Annotated in this window: 16 protein-coding genes; 12 read left to right on the top strand and 4 right to left on the bottom strand. The window is 60.9% G+C overall.

Annotation, left to right across the window (positions count from 1 at the left end; all coding sequences use genetic code 11):
* Positions 1 to 10 precede the first annotated feature (10 nt).
* The gene (locus ACEN9T_RS21940) at positions 11 to 661 is read left to right on the top strand and encodes a 3'-5' exonuclease (RefSeq protein ID WP_413707050.1); all 651 of its coding nucleotides are present in this window, start codon (positions 11 to 13) and stop codon (positions 659 to 661) included.
* A 10-nt stretch (positions 662 to 671) separates the two neighbouring features.
* Here the strand turns inward: ACEN9T_RS21940 and ACEN9T_RS21935 are convergent, their stop codons facing one another.
* From ACEN9T_RS21935 to ACEN9T_RS21925, 3 genes are read right to left on the bottom strand one after another with little or no spacing between them, the layout of a single operon-like run.
* Positions 672 to 983 (bottom strand): DUF4212 domain-containing protein, encoded by a 312-nt coding sequence (locus ACEN9T_RS21935; protein ID WP_252691681.1) that lies wholly within the window; start codon positions 981 to 983, stop codon positions 672 to 674.
* Positions 980 to 2,548: a sensor histidine kinase gene (locus ACEN9T_RS21930; protein ID WP_092973146.1), complete on the bottom strand. Its 1,569-nt coding sequence runs from the start codon at positions 2,546 to 2,548 to the stop codon at positions 980 to 982. Before ACEN9T_RS21930 ends, ACEN9T_RS21935 begins: the two co-directional genes overlap by 4 nt.
* Complete coding sequence (locus tag ACEN9T_RS21925; protein WP_024976564.1) at positions 2,541 to 3,251, bottom strand: response regulator transcription factor; 711 nt, start codon at positions 3,249 to 3,251, stop codon at positions 2,541 to 2,543. The genes ACEN9T_RS21930 and ACEN9T_RS21925 overlap by 8 nt, the downstream gene beginning before the upstream one ends.
* 266 nt (positions 3,252 to 3,517) lie before the next feature.
* Between ACEN9T_RS21925 and recA the strand changes: the two genes are divergently transcribed.
* The 10 genes from recA to ACEN9T_RS21875 all read left to right on the top strand — a co-directional run bounded on the left by recA (position 3,518) and on the right by ACEN9T_RS21875 (position 13,091).
* Entirely contained in the window at positions 3,518 to 4,576 is a 1,059-nt protein-coding gene (gene recA / locus ACEN9T_RS21920) for a recombinase RecA (protein ID WP_092973144.1), read from the top strand.
* Between the two features lie 96 nt (positions 4,577 to 4,672).
* On the top strand, positions 4,673 to 5,152 hold the full coding sequence (recX, locus tag ACEN9T_RS21915; RefSeq protein WP_092973142.1) for a recombination regulator RecX: 480 nt from the start codon (positions 4,673 to 4,675) through the stop codon (positions 5,150 to 5,152).
* Between the two features lie 286 nt (positions 5,153 to 5,438).
* The gene (locus ACEN9T_RS21910) at positions 5,439 to 6,065 is read left to right on the top strand and encodes a DUF2889 domain-containing protein (RefSeq protein WP_169341807.1); all 627 of its coding nucleotides are present in this window, start codon (positions 5,439 to 5,441) and stop codon (positions 6,063 to 6,065) included.
* A gap of 66 nt (positions 6,066 to 6,131) precedes the next feature.
* Complete coding sequence (gene sucC / locus ACEN9T_RS21905) at positions 6,132 to 7,298, top strand: ADP-forming succinate--CoA ligase subunit beta (RefSeq protein ID WP_092973140.1); 1,167 nt, start codon at positions 6,132 to 6,134, stop codon at positions 7,296 to 7,298.
* A gap of 88 nt (positions 7,299 to 7,386) precedes the next feature.
* The gene (gene sucD / locus ACEN9T_RS21900; protein ID WP_009239052.1) at positions 7,387 to 8,268 is read left to right on the top strand and encodes a succinate--CoA ligase subunit alpha; all 882 of its coding nucleotides are present in this window, start codon (positions 7,387 to 7,389) and stop codon (positions 8,266 to 8,268) included.
* Positions 8,269 to 8,428: 160 nt separating this feature from the next.
* Positions 8,429 to 9,127, top strand: coding sequence for a TerC family protein (locus ACEN9T_RS21895; RefSeq protein WP_413708497.1), 699 nt, complete (start codon positions 8,429 to 8,431; stop codon positions 9,125 to 9,127).
* Between the two features lie 185 nt (positions 9,128 to 9,312).
* On the top strand, positions 9,313 to 9,837 hold the full coding sequence (locus ACEN9T_RS21890; protein WP_413707049.1) for a pilin: 525 nt from the start codon (positions 9,313 to 9,315) through the stop codon (positions 9,835 to 9,837).
* A 272-nt stretch (positions 9,838 to 10,109) separates the two neighbouring features.
* Positions 10,110 to 10,610, top strand: coding sequence for a pilin (locus ACEN9T_RS21885; protein WP_413707048.1), 501 nt, complete (start codon positions 10,110 to 10,112; stop codon positions 10,608 to 10,610).
* A 72-nt stretch (positions 10,611 to 10,682) separates the two neighbouring features.
* Complete coding sequence (locus tag ACEN9T_RS21880; protein WP_413707047.1) at positions 10,683 to 12,413, top strand: Wzy polymerase domain-containing protein; 1,731 nt, start codon at positions 10,683 to 10,685, stop codon at positions 12,411 to 12,413.
* Between the two features lie 231 nt (positions 12,414 to 12,644).
* Positions 12,645 to 13,091, top strand: a complete 447-nt coding sequence (locus tag ACEN9T_RS21875; protein ID WP_413708496.1) for a pilin — start codon at positions 12,645 to 12,647, stop codon at positions 13,089 to 13,091.
* 59 nt (positions 13,092 to 13,150) lie between these two features.
* On the opposite strand, the gene moaC is transcribed toward ACEN9T_RS21875, so the two are convergent.
* A complete protein-coding gene (gene moaC / locus ACEN9T_RS21870) occupies positions 13,151 to 13,627 on the bottom strand; it encodes a cyclic pyranopterin monophosphate synthase MoaC (protein ID WP_413707046.1) in 477 nt (158 codons plus the stop codon).
* 105 nt (positions 13,628 to 13,732) lie between these two features.
* On the opposite strand from moaC, the gene ACEN9T_RS21865 reads away from it, so the two are divergent.
* Entirely contained in the window at positions 13,733 to 15,436 is a 1,704-nt protein-coding gene (locus tag ACEN9T_RS21865) for a M48 family metalloprotease (protein ID WP_413707045.1), read from the top strand.
* The last annotated feature ends 11 nt before the right edge of the window (positions 15,437 to 15,447 follow it).

Raw genomic sequence — 15,447 nt, 5'->3', positions numbered from 1 at the left:
GCGAGCAGTCATGAACGGACGGCTCTCCGACTGGCTGCAGGCACTGCAAAGGCGGCGCCAGTTGCGCAAGTTGCGCGATCCGGCGTTTCGCTTCCTGTTCGAGGCCCCGCCCCCAGATGAGTGGGTCGCGCTCGATTGCGAGACCACCGGCTTGAACGTGCGCACCGACGAGATCGTCTCCATCGGTGCTGTCCGCATCGTCGGCAATCGCATTTTGACCAGCCAGCGCCTGGACTTGCTCATCAGGCCGCGAGGGGAAATGCGCGCAGAAAGCATTTGCGTGCATCGTCTGCGCAATCGTGATCTGGACAGCGGTATATCGATCGAGCAAGCCGTCCATGCACTGCTGCACTTTATCGGCAGCAGGCCATTGGTGGGTTACTACCTTGAGTTCGACGTGGCGATGCTCAATCGGGTGGCGGTGCCCCTGCTCGGCATCGGCTTGCCGCAGCCCAAGATTGAAGTCTCCGCCCTGTACTACGACTACCAGTTCCGACAACTGCCGCCGTATCGGCAGCAGGGCGACCCCGATCTGGATCTGCGCTTCGCCACTGTCATGAAGGGATTGGACTTGCCGACCTGGGACGCGCACGACGCGCTTAACGACGCGGTGATGGCGGCGTTGGCCTTCGTGAAGCTGCGTCATCTGGGTGCCGCGTAACGTGCCAGTGTCAGATGGAGGGCGGAGGAGATGACTCCGGCGCATCGTGCTGCGCCGTTTCGTCGTGTTGCGCGGCCGCATCCGCAGCGCGGTTGGTGCGCCACGCATAGAGCACGGTAATCAGCACATAAACGATGGGCGCACCCTGGGCACCGACCCAATAGGCGAACGTCCAGTCCGAGTTGAAAAAGTGCGTCGACAGGTCACGCGCAAAGAACGCGATCACGAATGTCACCACAAACCACACCGCGAGCAGCGCCGCGATCCAACGCATGTTGGCGATCCAGCGGCGGCGTGCAGGGGTTCCGGGCGTGATGCTCATGCGTTGGCTTCCTCGCCGAGGGAGGCGCGATGCAGCGTGATGCGAAAGCGCGCCCCCGCCAGCCGCGGAGATGCCTGATACACGTTGTCGAGCACCTCGATGTCGCCGCCGTGCTGCTGCACGATTTCGCGCACGATGGCCAGGCCCAACCCGCTGCCCTCGGCCTGTGTGCCAAGAATGCGGTAGAAGCGCTGCATCACGCGTTCGCGCTCGGCCACGGGGATACCGGGACCGGTGTCATCCACGTCGATGAAGACGAACGGTTCAAACGGTGCGGTGGTCACGCGCACGGTGACATGTCCGCCGTCGGGCGTGTAGCGGATCGCGTTGTCCAGCAGATTGTTGAGCATCTCGGCGAGCATCGTCGCATTGCCCGAAATCGTGACCGGCGGCCCAGGCTCCTCAAAACCGAGGTCGATCTGCTTGGCCCAAGCCTTTGGCAGCCACTCTGCCACCACCTGGCGTGACAGCGCGCAGATATCCAGCGGCACCAGACCGTCAGTGGCGCCCATGTTTTCCATGCGCGCCAGAGAAAGCAACTGCTTGACGAGGTGCGCGGTGCGATCCGAGCTGTCGGCGATATGCGCGAGCGTGCGACGCAGCTCGTCGGGCGATTGTTCGCGCTGTGCCAACTCCGCTTGCATGCGCAGACCCGCCAGCGGCGTCTTCATCTGATGCGCGGCATCTGCGATGAAGCGCTTCTGCGTATGCACCGATTGCTCCAGCCGCCCCAGCAGATCATTGAACGACGCCACGAGCGGCGTCAGCTCCTGCGGCGCGGCGCCTTCGTCGATGGGGCTGGTGTCGCCGGGGTTGCGCGCGCGGATGCGCTCCTGAATCGCATTGAGCGGCGCCAGCCCACGCGTCAGCCCGAACCACACCAGGATTACCGCCAACGGCAGGATCACGAACTGCGGCAGGATCACGCCCTTGATGATTTCGTTCGCGAGTTGCGCCCGCTTGTCGAGCGTCTCCGCCACTTGCACCAGTGCGGGCTTGTCGCCAGAGCCCGGCCGCTGCACGAACGTGTACGCAACACGAATCTCAGCGCCGTGGATGTGGTCGTCGCGCAGTTGTACAAGGCCACCGGCGTTGGCGTCTTCTTCGGGCGGCAGCGGGAGGTCGCGGTCCCCGGAGACAAACTCGCCGTTGGTCCCGAGCACCTGGTAGTAAATGTTGTCGGTTTCGTCGGCACGCAAAATCTCGCGCGCCGAGATCGGCAGCTGCAGCGTCACGCGGCCATTCACCTCGCGCAGTTGCTGGCTGAGCACGATCGCGCTCGATTCCAGCGCGCGGTCATATGGCGCGTTCGCAATCGACTTGGCCACCAGATACGTCACCGCAATGCTCATCGGCCACAGCAAGAGCAGCGGCGCGAGCATCCAGTCGAGAATTTCGCCGAAGAGGGATCGGGCGACGGGCCGCGTGGCGTCGTCTTCGAGGTGGGGGAGGGTGTCGGTGAGGTCGCCGCCGTCATCGCGGCCATCAGTCCCGGGAGTCGTGTCGTCACGGTCGCGCAGCGACGCGCGATGCCGACGCCATGGCCAGGCCAACCGATCACCCATGGGCAGCCGTCGCGGTTGTCGTCGGGGTGGCCATGCGTTCCAGGCAATAGCCCAGCCCGCGCACGGTGGCGATGCGGATGCCTTCCACCTCGATCTTCTTGCGCAGCCGGTGGATATACACTTCGATGGCGTTGTTGCTGACTTCTTCGCCCCAGCCGCACAGGTGGTCAACCAGCTGCTCTTTCGACACCAGGCGGCCGACGCGCGCCAGCAGAATCTCCAGCAGCCCGATCTCGCGTGCCGACAGTTCCACCACCTGATCATGGATATAGGCGATGCGCCCGACCTGATCGAACGCCAGCGGCCCATGGCGGACAAGCGTGGCGCCACCGCCCGTACCGCGCCGCACCAGCGCGCGCACGCGCGCTTCCAGCTCGGACAGCGCGAAGGGTTTGGCCATGTAGTCGTCCGCGCCAAGATCCAGGCCCTTGACGCGTTCTTCCACACTGTCTGCGGCGGTCAGGATCAACACCGGCAGCATGGCCCCGCGCGAGCGCAGGCGCTTTAGGACCTCCAGCCCAGACATGCGCGGCAGGCCCACGTCGAGAATCAGCAGGTCATAGGTTTGGGCCGTTTGCGCGGACAGCGCCGCGTCGGCAGTCGCCCCATCGGAGGCTTGGTCGACGGCATAACCTGCTTGGCGTAGCGAGCGTGTGAGCCCGTCAGCCAGCGTGGCGTCGTCTTCGGCAATCAGAATGCGCATGCGTGTCTCCCCGCGATGCCGGGCAAGATGTCTTGCCCATCCCGCCCGCTACATTGTTTTCGCGCGATATGTGTTCTGGAGACTTGTCAAAACCACTGGTTTTTTATACAGTACTCCGAATTCGCGGTGCTGTAGTCTTGGCGGCGCTAAAGTCATGAAATGGGTCGTGTCGGGGGCAATCACGCTGCGGCCCGTTATTGCAGGCAACCGCTGGAATCGCAAGCCCTTGCGGCCCATTTATACACCAATTTGCACGAAGGACGACCATGGAAGACGGTAAGAAGGCAGCCGCAATGAGCGCAGAAAAGCAGAAGGCGCTGGCTGCCGCGCTCGCGCAGATCGAAAAGCAGTTCGGCAAAGGCTCCATCATGAAGATGGGCGACGCCGAGGTCGAGCCGGTCCAAGTCGTGTCGACAGGTTCGTTGGGGTTGGACGTGGCGCTGGGCGTTGGCGGCTTGCCGCGTGGCCGCGTGGTGGAAATTTACGGTCCGGAATCGTCGGGTAAAACCACCCTGACACTGCAGGTGGTTGCCGAGATGCAGAAGCTGGGCGGCACTTGCGCCTTCATCGATGCGGAACATGCGCTTGACGTCACTTATGCCGACAAGATTGGCGTTAGCGTGCCGGACCTGCTGATTTCCCAGCCGGACACGGGTGAACAAGCTCTAGAAATTGCTGATGCGTTGGTGCGCTCGGGCTCGGTTGACCTGATCGTCATCGATTCGGTGGCTGCCCTGGTGCCAAAGGCTGAAATTGAAGGCGAAATGGGCGACGCGTTGCCCGGCCTGCAGGCCCGTCTGATGAGCCAGGCACTGCGCAAACTGACCGGCACCATCAAGAAGACCAATTGCATGGTCATCTTCATCAACCAGATCCGCATGAAGATCGGCGTGATGTTTGGCTCGCCGGAAACGACCACGGGTGGTAACGCACTCAAGTTCTACGCTTCGGTGCGTCTGGACATCCGCCGCATTGGCTCGATCAAGAAGGGCGACGACGTGGTCGGCAACGAGACCAAGGTCAAGGTCGTCAAGAACAAGGTGGCGCCGCCGTTCCGCGAAGCCATCTTCGACATCCTTTACGGCCAGGGCGTGTCGCGCGAAGGCGAAATCATCGACCTCGGTGTGGAAGCCAAGATCGTCGAAAAGTCGGGCGCCTGGTACAGCTACGGCGGCGAGCGCATCGGCCAAGGCCGCGACAACTGCCGTGAATACCTGCGCGAGAACCCCGACCTCGCCCGCGACATCGAGAACAAGGTCCGCGAAGCACTGGGCGTGACGCCGATGGGCGCCATCGCCGTGGCCGAGGAAGTCGGAGAAGAGTAATTGGGTTGGCCGTCGGCGCAGATCGACGGCTCTATCGAGCTTCATACGCCTGCCGTCCCCCAACGGTGGGCGTTTTCTTTTTGAGCCTGAAACCGTATGCCGTTGCCGCGCCCACCGTTATCGCTGAAGGCACGTGCGCTGGGCTATCTGTCTCGACGCGAGCACAGCCGGGTCGAATTGCGCCGTAAGTTGGTGCCGCACGCCGAATCCGTCGAAGAGGTCGATACGCTGCTGGATTGGCTGGAAGGCGAAAACTGGCTCTCCAATACGCGCTTTGCCGAGAGCATGGTGCACCGCCGCGCGGGCCGTTACGGTACGGCTCGCCTGATGCAGGAGTTGAAAACACATCAGCTTGGCGCAGAGACGCTGGGCGAGGTCAAGGCGCAACTGCAAAGCACGGAAGCAGCGCGCGCCAAGGCTCTGTGGGAAAAGCGCTTCGGCCGCCCACCAGCCGATCTAGCCGAACGGGCCAAGCAGGTGCGATACATGATGGCGCGCGGATTCTCCCGGTCGGTGGTGTCGCGCGTCATCGCGGGGGCCGATGAACTGCTCGAAGATGGCGACGAGTCGGACTGAACGCCGTCGATCTAGCAACAATTCGGCCGGACAATCCTCTTGTGTGCGGATCGCGGCCGTTGCGCCTCACCCGGGTGTTGCAACCGCTTTCACACTGCGTTGCAGCACGCGACCTGTCTGGTCGTGACGACGTGTTAAAATTCAAGTCTTTGGTACCGTCCTTCATCTCAATTGCCGGACGGTAGTGTTCGTGTGTGGCGGCTGATGCGCTGCTGCATATGTCCCGTGGGCGATGCGCGAGATCCGCGTGCGCCGCCTCCATCGGTCCTATCAGTCTGTCTGGTCCATGCCTCTGTCTGCTCCCGTCCCGCGCGTCATGCGCCACCGCCGTGCCATCACGGTGGAGGCCTATTTGCGGGAAGACGGCCTGTGGGACATCGAAGCTCGCCTGACCGACACCAAACCACGTGACATCCCCCTGGCCAGCGGCGGCGTGCGCCCCGAAGGCCAGCCGCTGCATGACCTGTGGCTGCGCGTGACAATCGATACCCGCATGAATGTTGTGGATGCCGAAGCGTGTTCCGACTGGGTGCCGTACCCCACACATTGCGACACGATCGGCCCGGCCTACCGCAAGCTCATCGGCCTGAATCTGATGAAGGGTTTTCGAAAGGCCTCCCGTGAGAGACTCGGCGGCGTGGCGGGCTGTACGCATCTGACCGAGCTGTGTGGCGTGCTGCCGACCGCCGCCATCCAGGCCTTCGCCGGCGACGTCTTTCCGGTGCGCGATAACTCCAACGATCTGCGTCCGATCGAGCCCGGCGAGAAGCCGCCGTACCAACTCCATGGCTGCCATGCCCTGCATCTTGAGGGCGAGGTGGTTCGCAAGCATTACCCACGCTGGTTTGCATATCAGCCCGAAGCCAAGATCCAACCGCCACCCACCGAACTGTCGCCTGAGCCCTCGTCCTGAAGGGCACCGCGCTGTTCGCGTTTTCAATACTCATCACACTCACTCTGCCTAGCAAAGGAAACACGCATGAATATCCATGAGTACCAAGGCAAGGAAATCCTGCGCAAATACAATGTGCCGGTTCCGCGCGGCATTCCGGCCTTCTCGGTCGACGAGGCTATCAAGGCCGCAGAAACCCTGGGCGGCCCGGTGTGGGTCGTGAAGGCACAGATTCATGCGGGTGGCCGTGGCAAGGGCGGCGGCGTGAAGGTTGCCAAGAGCATGGAGCAGGTCAAGGAATACGCCAGCAGCATCCTGGGCATGACGCTGGTGACGCACCAGACCGGTCCGGAAGGCAAGCTGGTCAAGCGCCTGCTGATCGAAGAAGGCGCGGACATCAAGAAGGAACTGTACGTGTCGCTGGTGGTGGACCGTGTCTCGCAGCAGGTCGCGCTGATGGCCTCGAGCGAAGGCGGCATGGACATCGAAGAAGTCGCCGAATCGCATCCGGAAAAGATCCACACGCTGCTGATCGATCCGCAAGCCGGTCTGCAAGACGCCCAGGCTGACGACATCGCCCGCAAGATCGGCGTGCCCGACGCGAGCGTGCCGCAAGCCCGCCAAGCCCTGCAGGGCCTGTACAAGGCATTCTGGGAAACCGACGCTTCGCAAGCTGAAATCAACCCGCTGATCCTGACCGGCGACGGCAAGGTCATCGCGCTGGACGCCAAGTTCAACTTCGACTCGAACGCGCTGTTCCGTCACCCGGAAATCGTGGCGTACCGCGATCTGGATGAAGAAGACCCGGCCGAAATCGAAGCCTCGAAGTTCGACCTGGCCTACATCTCGCTCGACGGCAACATCGGCTGCCTGGTGAACGGCGCCGGTCTGGCCATGGCCACGATGGACACCATCAAGCTGTTCGGCGGCGAGCCGGCCAACTTCCTCGACGTGGGCGGCGGTGCCACCACCGAGAAGGTGACCGAAGCCTTCAAGCTGATGCTGAAGAACCCGGACGTGAAGGCCATCCTGGTCAACATCTTCGGCGGCATCATGCGTTGCGACGTGATCGCCGAAGGCGTGATCGCGGCGGCGAAGGCTGTGTCGCTGTCGGTGCCGCTGGTCGTGCGCATGAAGGGCACCAACGAAGACCTCGGCAAGAAGATGCTGGCCGACTCGGGCCTGCCCATCATCGCCGCAGACACGATGGCAGAGGCCGCCGAGAAGGTCGTGGCCGCAGCCGCCGGCAAGTAAGCCGCCCGCTGACCCAACCATACGCGAACGCGAGTTGCGCCCGCTGCTGAGTACGTCGGCGCGGCTCGCTGCATAAAAGGATTACAGCATGTCGATTCTGATCAACAAAGATACCAAGGTCATCACCCAGGGGATCACCGGTAAGACCGGCCAGTTCCACACCCGCGGCTGCCGCGACTACGCTAACGGCAAGAACTGCTTCGTCGCCGGCGTGAACCCGAAGAAGGCCGGCGAAGACTTCGAAGGCATTCCCATCTACGCAACCGTCAAGGACGCCAAGGCCCAGACCGGCGCGACCGTGTCGGTGATCTACGTGCCGCCCGCAGGCGCAGCTGATGCCATCTGGGAAGCGGTCGAAGCCGAACTGGACCTGGTGGTTTGCATCACCGAAGGCATCCCCGTGCGCGACATGATGATGGTCAAGGACAAGATGCGTAAGGCCGGCAGCAAGACGCTGCTGCTGGGCCCGAACTGCCCGGGCCTGATCACGCCGGACGAAATCAAGATCGGCATCATGCCGGGCCACATCCACCGCAAGGGCCGCATCGGCGTGGTGTCGCGCTCGGGCACGCTGACGTACGAAGCCGTGGGCCAATTGACTGCGCTGGGCCTGGGCCAATCGTCGGCTGTCGGTATCGGCGGCGACCCGATCAACGGTCTGAAGCACATCGACGTGATGAAGATGTTCAACGACGATCCGGAAACGGACGCCGTGGTCATGATCGGTGAGATCGGCGGTCCGGACGAAGCCAACGCGGCTTACTGGATCAAGGACAACATGAAGAAGCCGGTGGTTGGCTTCATCGCTGGCGTGACCGCGCCTCCGGGCAAGCGCATGGGCCACGCCGGCGCGCTGATCTCGGGCGGTGCCGACACCGCGCAAGCCAAGCTCGACATCATGGAAGAGTGCGGCATCAAGACCACCAAGAACCCGTCGGAAATGGCACGTCTGCTGAAGGCGATGCTGTAATCGGCAAGGTTTGAGGTTGTGCGAGAACGGGAGGCCAGGCCTCCCGTTTTTGTTTGGTCGCGTTGCAGCATGCGATCCAGGCACGACATGTGTATAAGCAGACAAGATGCTGCAAACCGGCTCACTGCAAGCCAACCCCAGGGACATCTTCGAGAACACTATGGCGCTCACCTCAAGCGCATTCTGGTTCGCACTTGGCTCCATCATCCTGACCAACATCGTGCTGTCGGGCGACAACGCGGTGGTCATCGCGCTGGCCGCGCGCAATCTGCCCAAGCACCAGCAGAAGCAGGCCATTTTCTGGGGCAGCGCCTGCGCCATTGTGCTGCGCGTGGTGTTGACCGTGCTGGCCGTCAAGCTGCTTGCGCTGCCGTATCTGAAAACGATTGGCGCGCTGCTGTTGCTCTATATCGGCGTGAAGCTGCTGACTGAAGCTGAAAACGAAGCTTCCGGAGACCACCGCCAGCGAGTTGGCCTATGGCCTGCCATCCAGACCATCCTCATCGCCGACTTTGTGATGTCGCTTGATAACGTCGTCGCCGTGGCCGCCGCGGCGGAGAAGGGCCCGCCAGGCACGACGTTTCTGCTGCTGGTGCTGGGGCTTGGTTTGTCGGTGCCGTTGATCGTGTTCGGCAGCACGCTGCTGGTGGGGGTCATGGCGCGCTTTCCGGTGATCATCACGCTGGGGGCGGCGCTGCTTGGATACCTTGCCGGCGATATGCTCGTCACTGATCCGATTGACGCGGCGTGGTTTGAGCGTGCCGTGCCGTATGCGGATGTGATGGTGGGGTGCGTGGGGGCGCTGCTGGTTGTGGGCGTAGGCCGGTGGCTCAGCCGGCGAACGTTGCGCCAGGCCTAGTTCGAACGATTCCCCACGAAAGTAGGTGATGACGGGTTCTGTCCGAAATTCTGTCAAGAACGGTCAGATTTGCGCCTGAATTCCCACCAAAGTGCGCCAGTTTTTGCCCAGATACACAATGTGTGCCTTGGCATAGTCCCTGCACGGTGGCCTCCCAACAACAAAATGCTTTTTGGGGAGAGGTCATGGTTTTCAAGCACAGCAAGGGAACAAGGCGTCGGGCGGGTGGCTTTACGCTGATCGAACTGATGATCGTAGTGGCGATCGTTGGGATTCTGGCGGCGTTGGCGATTCCGGCGTATCAGGACTATACGATTCGGTCGCGGGTGACGGAGGGGTTGGCGCTGGCGGCGCAGGCTAAGGCGCTGGTGGTGGAGAATGCCGCAAATGCGCAGAGTAGTTTGGCGCTCGGTGCGGCGTCGCTACCTGCCAGCAAGAACGTCAGCGCATTGAACATCAATGCGGCAACAGGCGAAATAACGGTACTGTTTGCCCCAGCTGTTGCAGCTTCCGGCGCCAACGCGCTAGTGCTAACCCCGTACTCTGGCACGTCATCCGCCGCAATTGCGAACCTTCAAGCCGGCTCTGCACCGCCCGCTATGGTGGGATGGGTCTGCGCGGCGGTAGGCAAGCAGATGCCTGCTGCTACCGTTACGCAGCAAACGGCGCCCACTTTATTGCCGCAATATGCTCCGTCTGAATGCCGATGACGGTGCGGACGTTGCGGTGATTTATGAGGAACGAGGGCGCCTGCGGGCGCTCTTTTCCTTTGGCGCGACAGGTGACCAGCCACGCAATGTGATCCCAGGCCCTCTAAATTGACGCTATATGTCACGTTGCGTCAAAAATTGTCACGCCGTGTCAAGGCCGTAGCCCGAATAGCGTCAGGTTTGATACCCAAATGCGAGGAATTGACCTGGCATAGTCTCTGCTCTAATAGCCCCGCATCATCCTTAACCAAATTTTTCCGGGGGAAAATTCAATGAAATCGATGCGTCATCTGAACAAGCGTGTCCAGAAGGGTTTCACGCTGATCGAACTGATGATCGTGGTCGCCATCGTCGGTATTCTGGCCGCCATCGCCATTCCGGCGTACCAGGATTACACGATCCGTGCACGCGTAACGGAAGGTCTGTCGCTGGCTGCACAAGCTAAGGCATTGGTGGCTGAAAATGCTGCGAACGCTCAGACCGATTTGTCGGTCGGTTCCTCCGTTTTTACCGCTACGAAAAACGTTTCTAACATGGCCATCGCTTCAGGCAACGGTGAGATTCAACTCACCTACACGCAGGCCGCTGGGAACGGCACCCTGGTCTTGAAGCCGGCAGCAAGCGGTGTTGCGCTGGCAGCGGGGACTGTCCCCGGTACCAACATTCAATGGGGTTGCTTCGCTGCTGGTAAAGCTGCGACTTCGCAAGTGCCGGCTCCGACGACATACACGTACACGTTGCTGGCAAAGTACGCACCGGCAGAGTGCCGTTAAGCTAAAGTAGCTGCTGTTCAGAGAGCGCCTTCGGGCGCTCTTTTTGTTTCGCCGTTTTCCGTTCCATTGCCGATGCTTAGATTCCGAGCCCCGCACCTGCCAGTCTGGTTGGCACTGGCTACTTCCTTGTCAGTCCCGTTTCTCGTCGCGCTTCATACGTATCCCATTCCAACGTTCTACAGCGAATTTGCAACGGCCCTCTGCTGGATCGCTGCTGCAGTGGGTGTGCTTGCTTTGACATGGCGTGGTGAGCGGGTCGTGCCAGTGGTCGTATTGGCGCCGTTTGGTCTGGTCGTGGTTCTGCTTATCCAATTGGCAGTCCAACCACCACTGAACCCGTTCTTCTCCTTCGCCGGCAGCATCTACTTGTTGGCCGCCGCCGCAGTATGTGGCTTAGGGGCTCGCTGCAGAAGCGTGCCGGGGACGCTGGAAGCCATCGCGATAGCCGTCATTACTGGCGGTCTTGCCACTTTTGCAGTTGAGATTCTCCAGCTGCTTCGCGTACCGGGCCTGCCAGATCTGCTCATTTCAATGGCGCCACAAGGCGCCGGGCGCCGCATGTGGGGCAATCTGAACCAGCCTAACCACGTGGGTTCATATCTGGCGTTTGGTTTGGCGGCAACGCTTTTTTTGGCGCAGACACGGCGCCGATGGTGCATCCCGCTGATCGTTATGGCGCTTGCGTTGCTGGCGGGTATGGCACTGACTGTATCCAGGACGTCTTGGTTGTTGGTGATTGTCGTCGGTCTGTTGGCGGGCTGGGTGCGAGCATCAGGTCGATACGGAGCGCGGAAGTGGATAGAAGCCTGCGTGCCACTTGTCCTGCTCGTCTTGGCTTACCAAATGTGCGATTCGCTGGTGGCTTACGGCAACCTGCGCTGGCATTGGGATTTGCCTGTATCGCTGGCGGGGCGGGTACAGGAAGGGGTTGGACTACGTCCTTTGCTATGGCGACATGCCTGGCACATGTTTTTGACTCACCCATTGCTTGGCGGCGGATGGGGAGATTACGCCTGGAATCAGTATGTGCAAACGGATGTTTTGGGTCACGTCGAGATGTCGATGAATGCCCATAACATCATCTTGGATTTACTGGCCAAGGCGGGGCTAGTTGGCCTATTGGCTGTGAGCCTTCCATTACTCGGATTCATCCGATTGATGTGGCGACGTCGCATTACGCCTGAGCTAGCATTTGTCTATGCGATTGTGCTGGTTCTTGCGGTGCACTCGATGTTGGAGTATCCGCTGCATTACCTTTACTTTTTGCTTCCTTTTGCCTTTGCGATCGGATACGCGGACGAGCGCAACTTGCGGATGCCGTCTAACAGCATGTCTTGGGTGTTGACTGGTGTTGTGACGGTTTGCAGCGCAGTTCTCGCAGTGCGCATGTGGGGCGACTACAAGTCGGTCGAACGCTTGTATTACCCACAAGAAAGCCCGAGAGCGGAGTTGCAGCGCTATCAAGCTAGTGGGCAGTTGCTACTGGTCCCTTATGGCAATCTAACAATCGCAAACAATGCCGCCATCAACTATGAGACGGCGCCCGTCATGGCTGCGGTTGAGCATCAAGCAGTTCAGTTCTACCCTAGCTCCGGTCCCGTTCAGCGCTATGCGGTTGCACTCGCATTCCAGGGGAAAACTGATGAGGCTATTGTTCAAGTTCGTCGTTTGCATAGTCAGTATTGGATGGAGTATGCCAATCAGTCACAGCTACTGACGAATGTGTGTGCCAAGGAATCGGTGATTCTCAGGACATTTTGTGCTCGCCTGCGATCGGAAAATCTACTTGCCGGAGCGGGTTGAGCGAGAAACTTGGTTGTGATGCCGTAGATAAGCGCCTCTCATGAGGCGCTTTTTTATCGACAAAAAATATTAAAATTGGTTGGGTTGGATGGTTTTTCTGGGTGGGTCGTTTAATATCCTTCTCCTCATTTGCCAATAAATTGGCTCTTGATATTTATAATAAAGGAGAAGATTGTGTATTTTGTATGTCGCTTAAAAAAATATCAGTCAGGTTTTACTTTGATTGAGCTAATGATAGTTGTTGCAATCATTGGGGTCCTAGCGTCCCTCGCCGTGCCGGCATATCAGGACTACACCATCCGTGCAAAGGTTACAGAAGGGTTAACATTCGCCGCACAAACCAAGACTCGAGTTGCGGAGAATGCCATTGCCGGGCAGAGCGACTTATCCAGGGGGATGTCTACATTCTTGGCAACCAAAAACGTTTCAGATTTAGCGGTCGACAAAGAGACCGGTGAAATTGTTGTGACCTACGATTCCAGAATGGTGCCGACCGACAAGAGCAAGCTTGTTCTGACGCCGTACTCAGGCGGTACAAACTTGCAGGCTGGGAGTGTTCCTGCCGCCGCAATTCAATGGGTCTGTGCTGCAAGTGGAAAGGCGCCTGACGACGCTAGTGTTACGCAAAATACTGAACCGACTCTGGAAGCCAAATACGCTCCAGCAGAGTGCCGCTAATCCAGTTGGATAAGAAAAGAGCGTCTTAAGGACGCTCTTTCAGTCGAATTAGGCGCTTGTTACGCGGCCACCCAATCCCCCGACTTCCCCCCATGCTTCTCCAATAGCCGCACATCCCCAATCACCATCCCCCGATCCACAGCCTTGCACATGTCATAGATGGTAAGCAGTCCCACCTGCACCGCAGTCAGCGCTTCCATTTCGACGCCGGTCTGTCCACGTGTCTCAGCACGAACCGTACAGCGGACGGTGTATGAAGCCTCATCCAGATCAAACTCCACCCCCACCTTCGTCAACGCCAACGGATGACACAACGGAATTAAATCCGACGTCCGCTTGGATCCTTGGATGGCTGCAACGCGCGCAATCCCCAGCACATCGCCTTTCTTGGCGTTGCCATCGCGTACCAGCGCAAACGTCTCGGGCAGCATGCGGATCGTACCGGTGGCGACAGCCACGCGGTGGGTGACAGCCTTGTCGCCGACGTCGACCATATGGGCTTGTCCGGCGGAATCGAAGTGGGTGAGTTGCGACATGAGTGACAGCGCGTTTTGCGGGGCAGGGTGCGAAGCGTTTTATGATAGCAAGCACCCGGCTTGCGGCGATGTGGCCGCGCTGATTCCGCTCACCGTGCTTTTCGTATGACGCTTTCCCTTTTTCGGCCGCGCGTCCGCAAGCTGACGGCCGCTGTGTTGTTATCGACGTGGCTTGCGCCATTGCCGCTGCCCGTGCTGGCGCAGGCGGTGGCGTCCGCGCCGGCGGCCTCGGTCAACCCGGGGTTGGGTTCCCCCGCGGCGGCCGATCAGGTGCAGAGCAACCTGAATCGCAGCGTGCAGATCGGACGGCAGTCGCCGTACTTGCCGAAGGAGCCGACTGTCATTGATGCGCCGACGTACGAGTTGCCCGATATGGGCGATCCGTCGACGGCCTCGTTGTCGCCCGAGATGGAGCGCCGCCTGGGCGACCGCGTGATGCGTCAGATCCGCCGCGATCCGGATTTCGTCCCCGATCCGCTGATCACCGACTACCTCAATACCATCGGCTACAAGCTGATCGACGCGGCGCGCCGTCAGCACGTGGCGGGCAGCACGTCGGCGTCGAGCTTTGAGCTGTTCGCGGTGCGTGATCCCGGCATCAACGCGTTTGCGCTGCCCGGCGGCTACGTCGGCGTGAACACGGGTACGTTGGTCGCGACCGAGAGTGAATCTGAGCTGGCCTCGGTGCTCGGCCACGAAATCGGACACGTGCTGCAGCGGCATATCGCACGCGGCATCGATAAATCCGGCGAGTCGATGTGGATTGCACTGGCGTCGATTCTGCTGGCCGGTCTGGCGGCTACCAAGAGCGGTGACGCCGCGCAGGCGCTGGCGATGGGCGGGCAGGCGGCGGCAGTGTCGAACCAGCTCGCCTTCTCGCGCGGCGCGGAGCGCGAGGCAGATCGCGTCGGTTTCACGCTGCTCACGGGCGCGGGCTACAACCCAGACGGCATGCCGGACTTCTTCCGTCGTCTGCAGCGCGTGACGAACATTGCCGATACCGGCGTGATTCCCGGCTATGCGCGCACCCACCCGTTGACCGGGGAGCGCATCGCCGACATGGAAGACCGTGCGCGCGGCTTGCCGCATCCACGCCAGCCGCGCCGGCCAGAATTCGGTTTTGCGAAGGCGCGTGCGCGCGTGCTGCAGGAAACGTCGACAAGCGCCTATATCGACGTGCGCAATGCGATGCGGTCGCAATTGTCGTCGGCGCCGGATGCGCCTGTCGAGAAGCGCGCGGCGCTCTGGTACGGCGTGGCCGTCGCCAACCAGATGGCGGGGCGGCTGGATGACGCCGAGCAGGCGCTGCAGGAGGCGCGACGCCTGTACGGCAACATTCCCGGCATGACGTCGGGCAGCGTCGAGCTGGACGTGACAGCCATCGAGCTGGCGCGCGCGCGTGCCCGTGGTTCCGAGGCATTGACATTGGCACGCGCTGCGCTTACTGCGTACCCGCTGTCACGCGCGGTCGGCATCACTTATGCGCAAACACTGCTGACGGCCGGCCGGCCCGACGATGCGATTCCGTATCTGAAAGACAAGACCCGCGAAGACACCACTCAGCCAATCTGGTGGGACATGCTCGCGCGGGCCTACGCCGACAAGGGCAAGCGCGTTGAGCAGCATCGCGCGCTGGCGGAGAAATACGCGCGGGATGGGGCGTGGGGATCGGCCGTGGAGCAACTGAAGCTCGCCCGCGATGCGGGGGATGCGGATTTCTACACGCTATCCGAAGTCGATGCGCGCTTGCACCAGATGGAGCGGCAATACCGGGAAGAGAAGGCGGAAGACAAGGCGCTGCCGAAGTAGGGCGCGCAGTC

Source organism: Ralstonia sp. Ralssp110 (assembly GCF_047325135.1).
Classification (GTDB): domain Bacteria; phylum Pseudomonadota; class Gammaproteobacteria; order Burkholderiales; family Burkholderiaceae; genus Ralstonia; species Ralstonia mojiangensis.
Note: the sequence above shows the minus strand (reverse complement) of the source record. Positions and strands in the feature narration are given on the sequence as shown.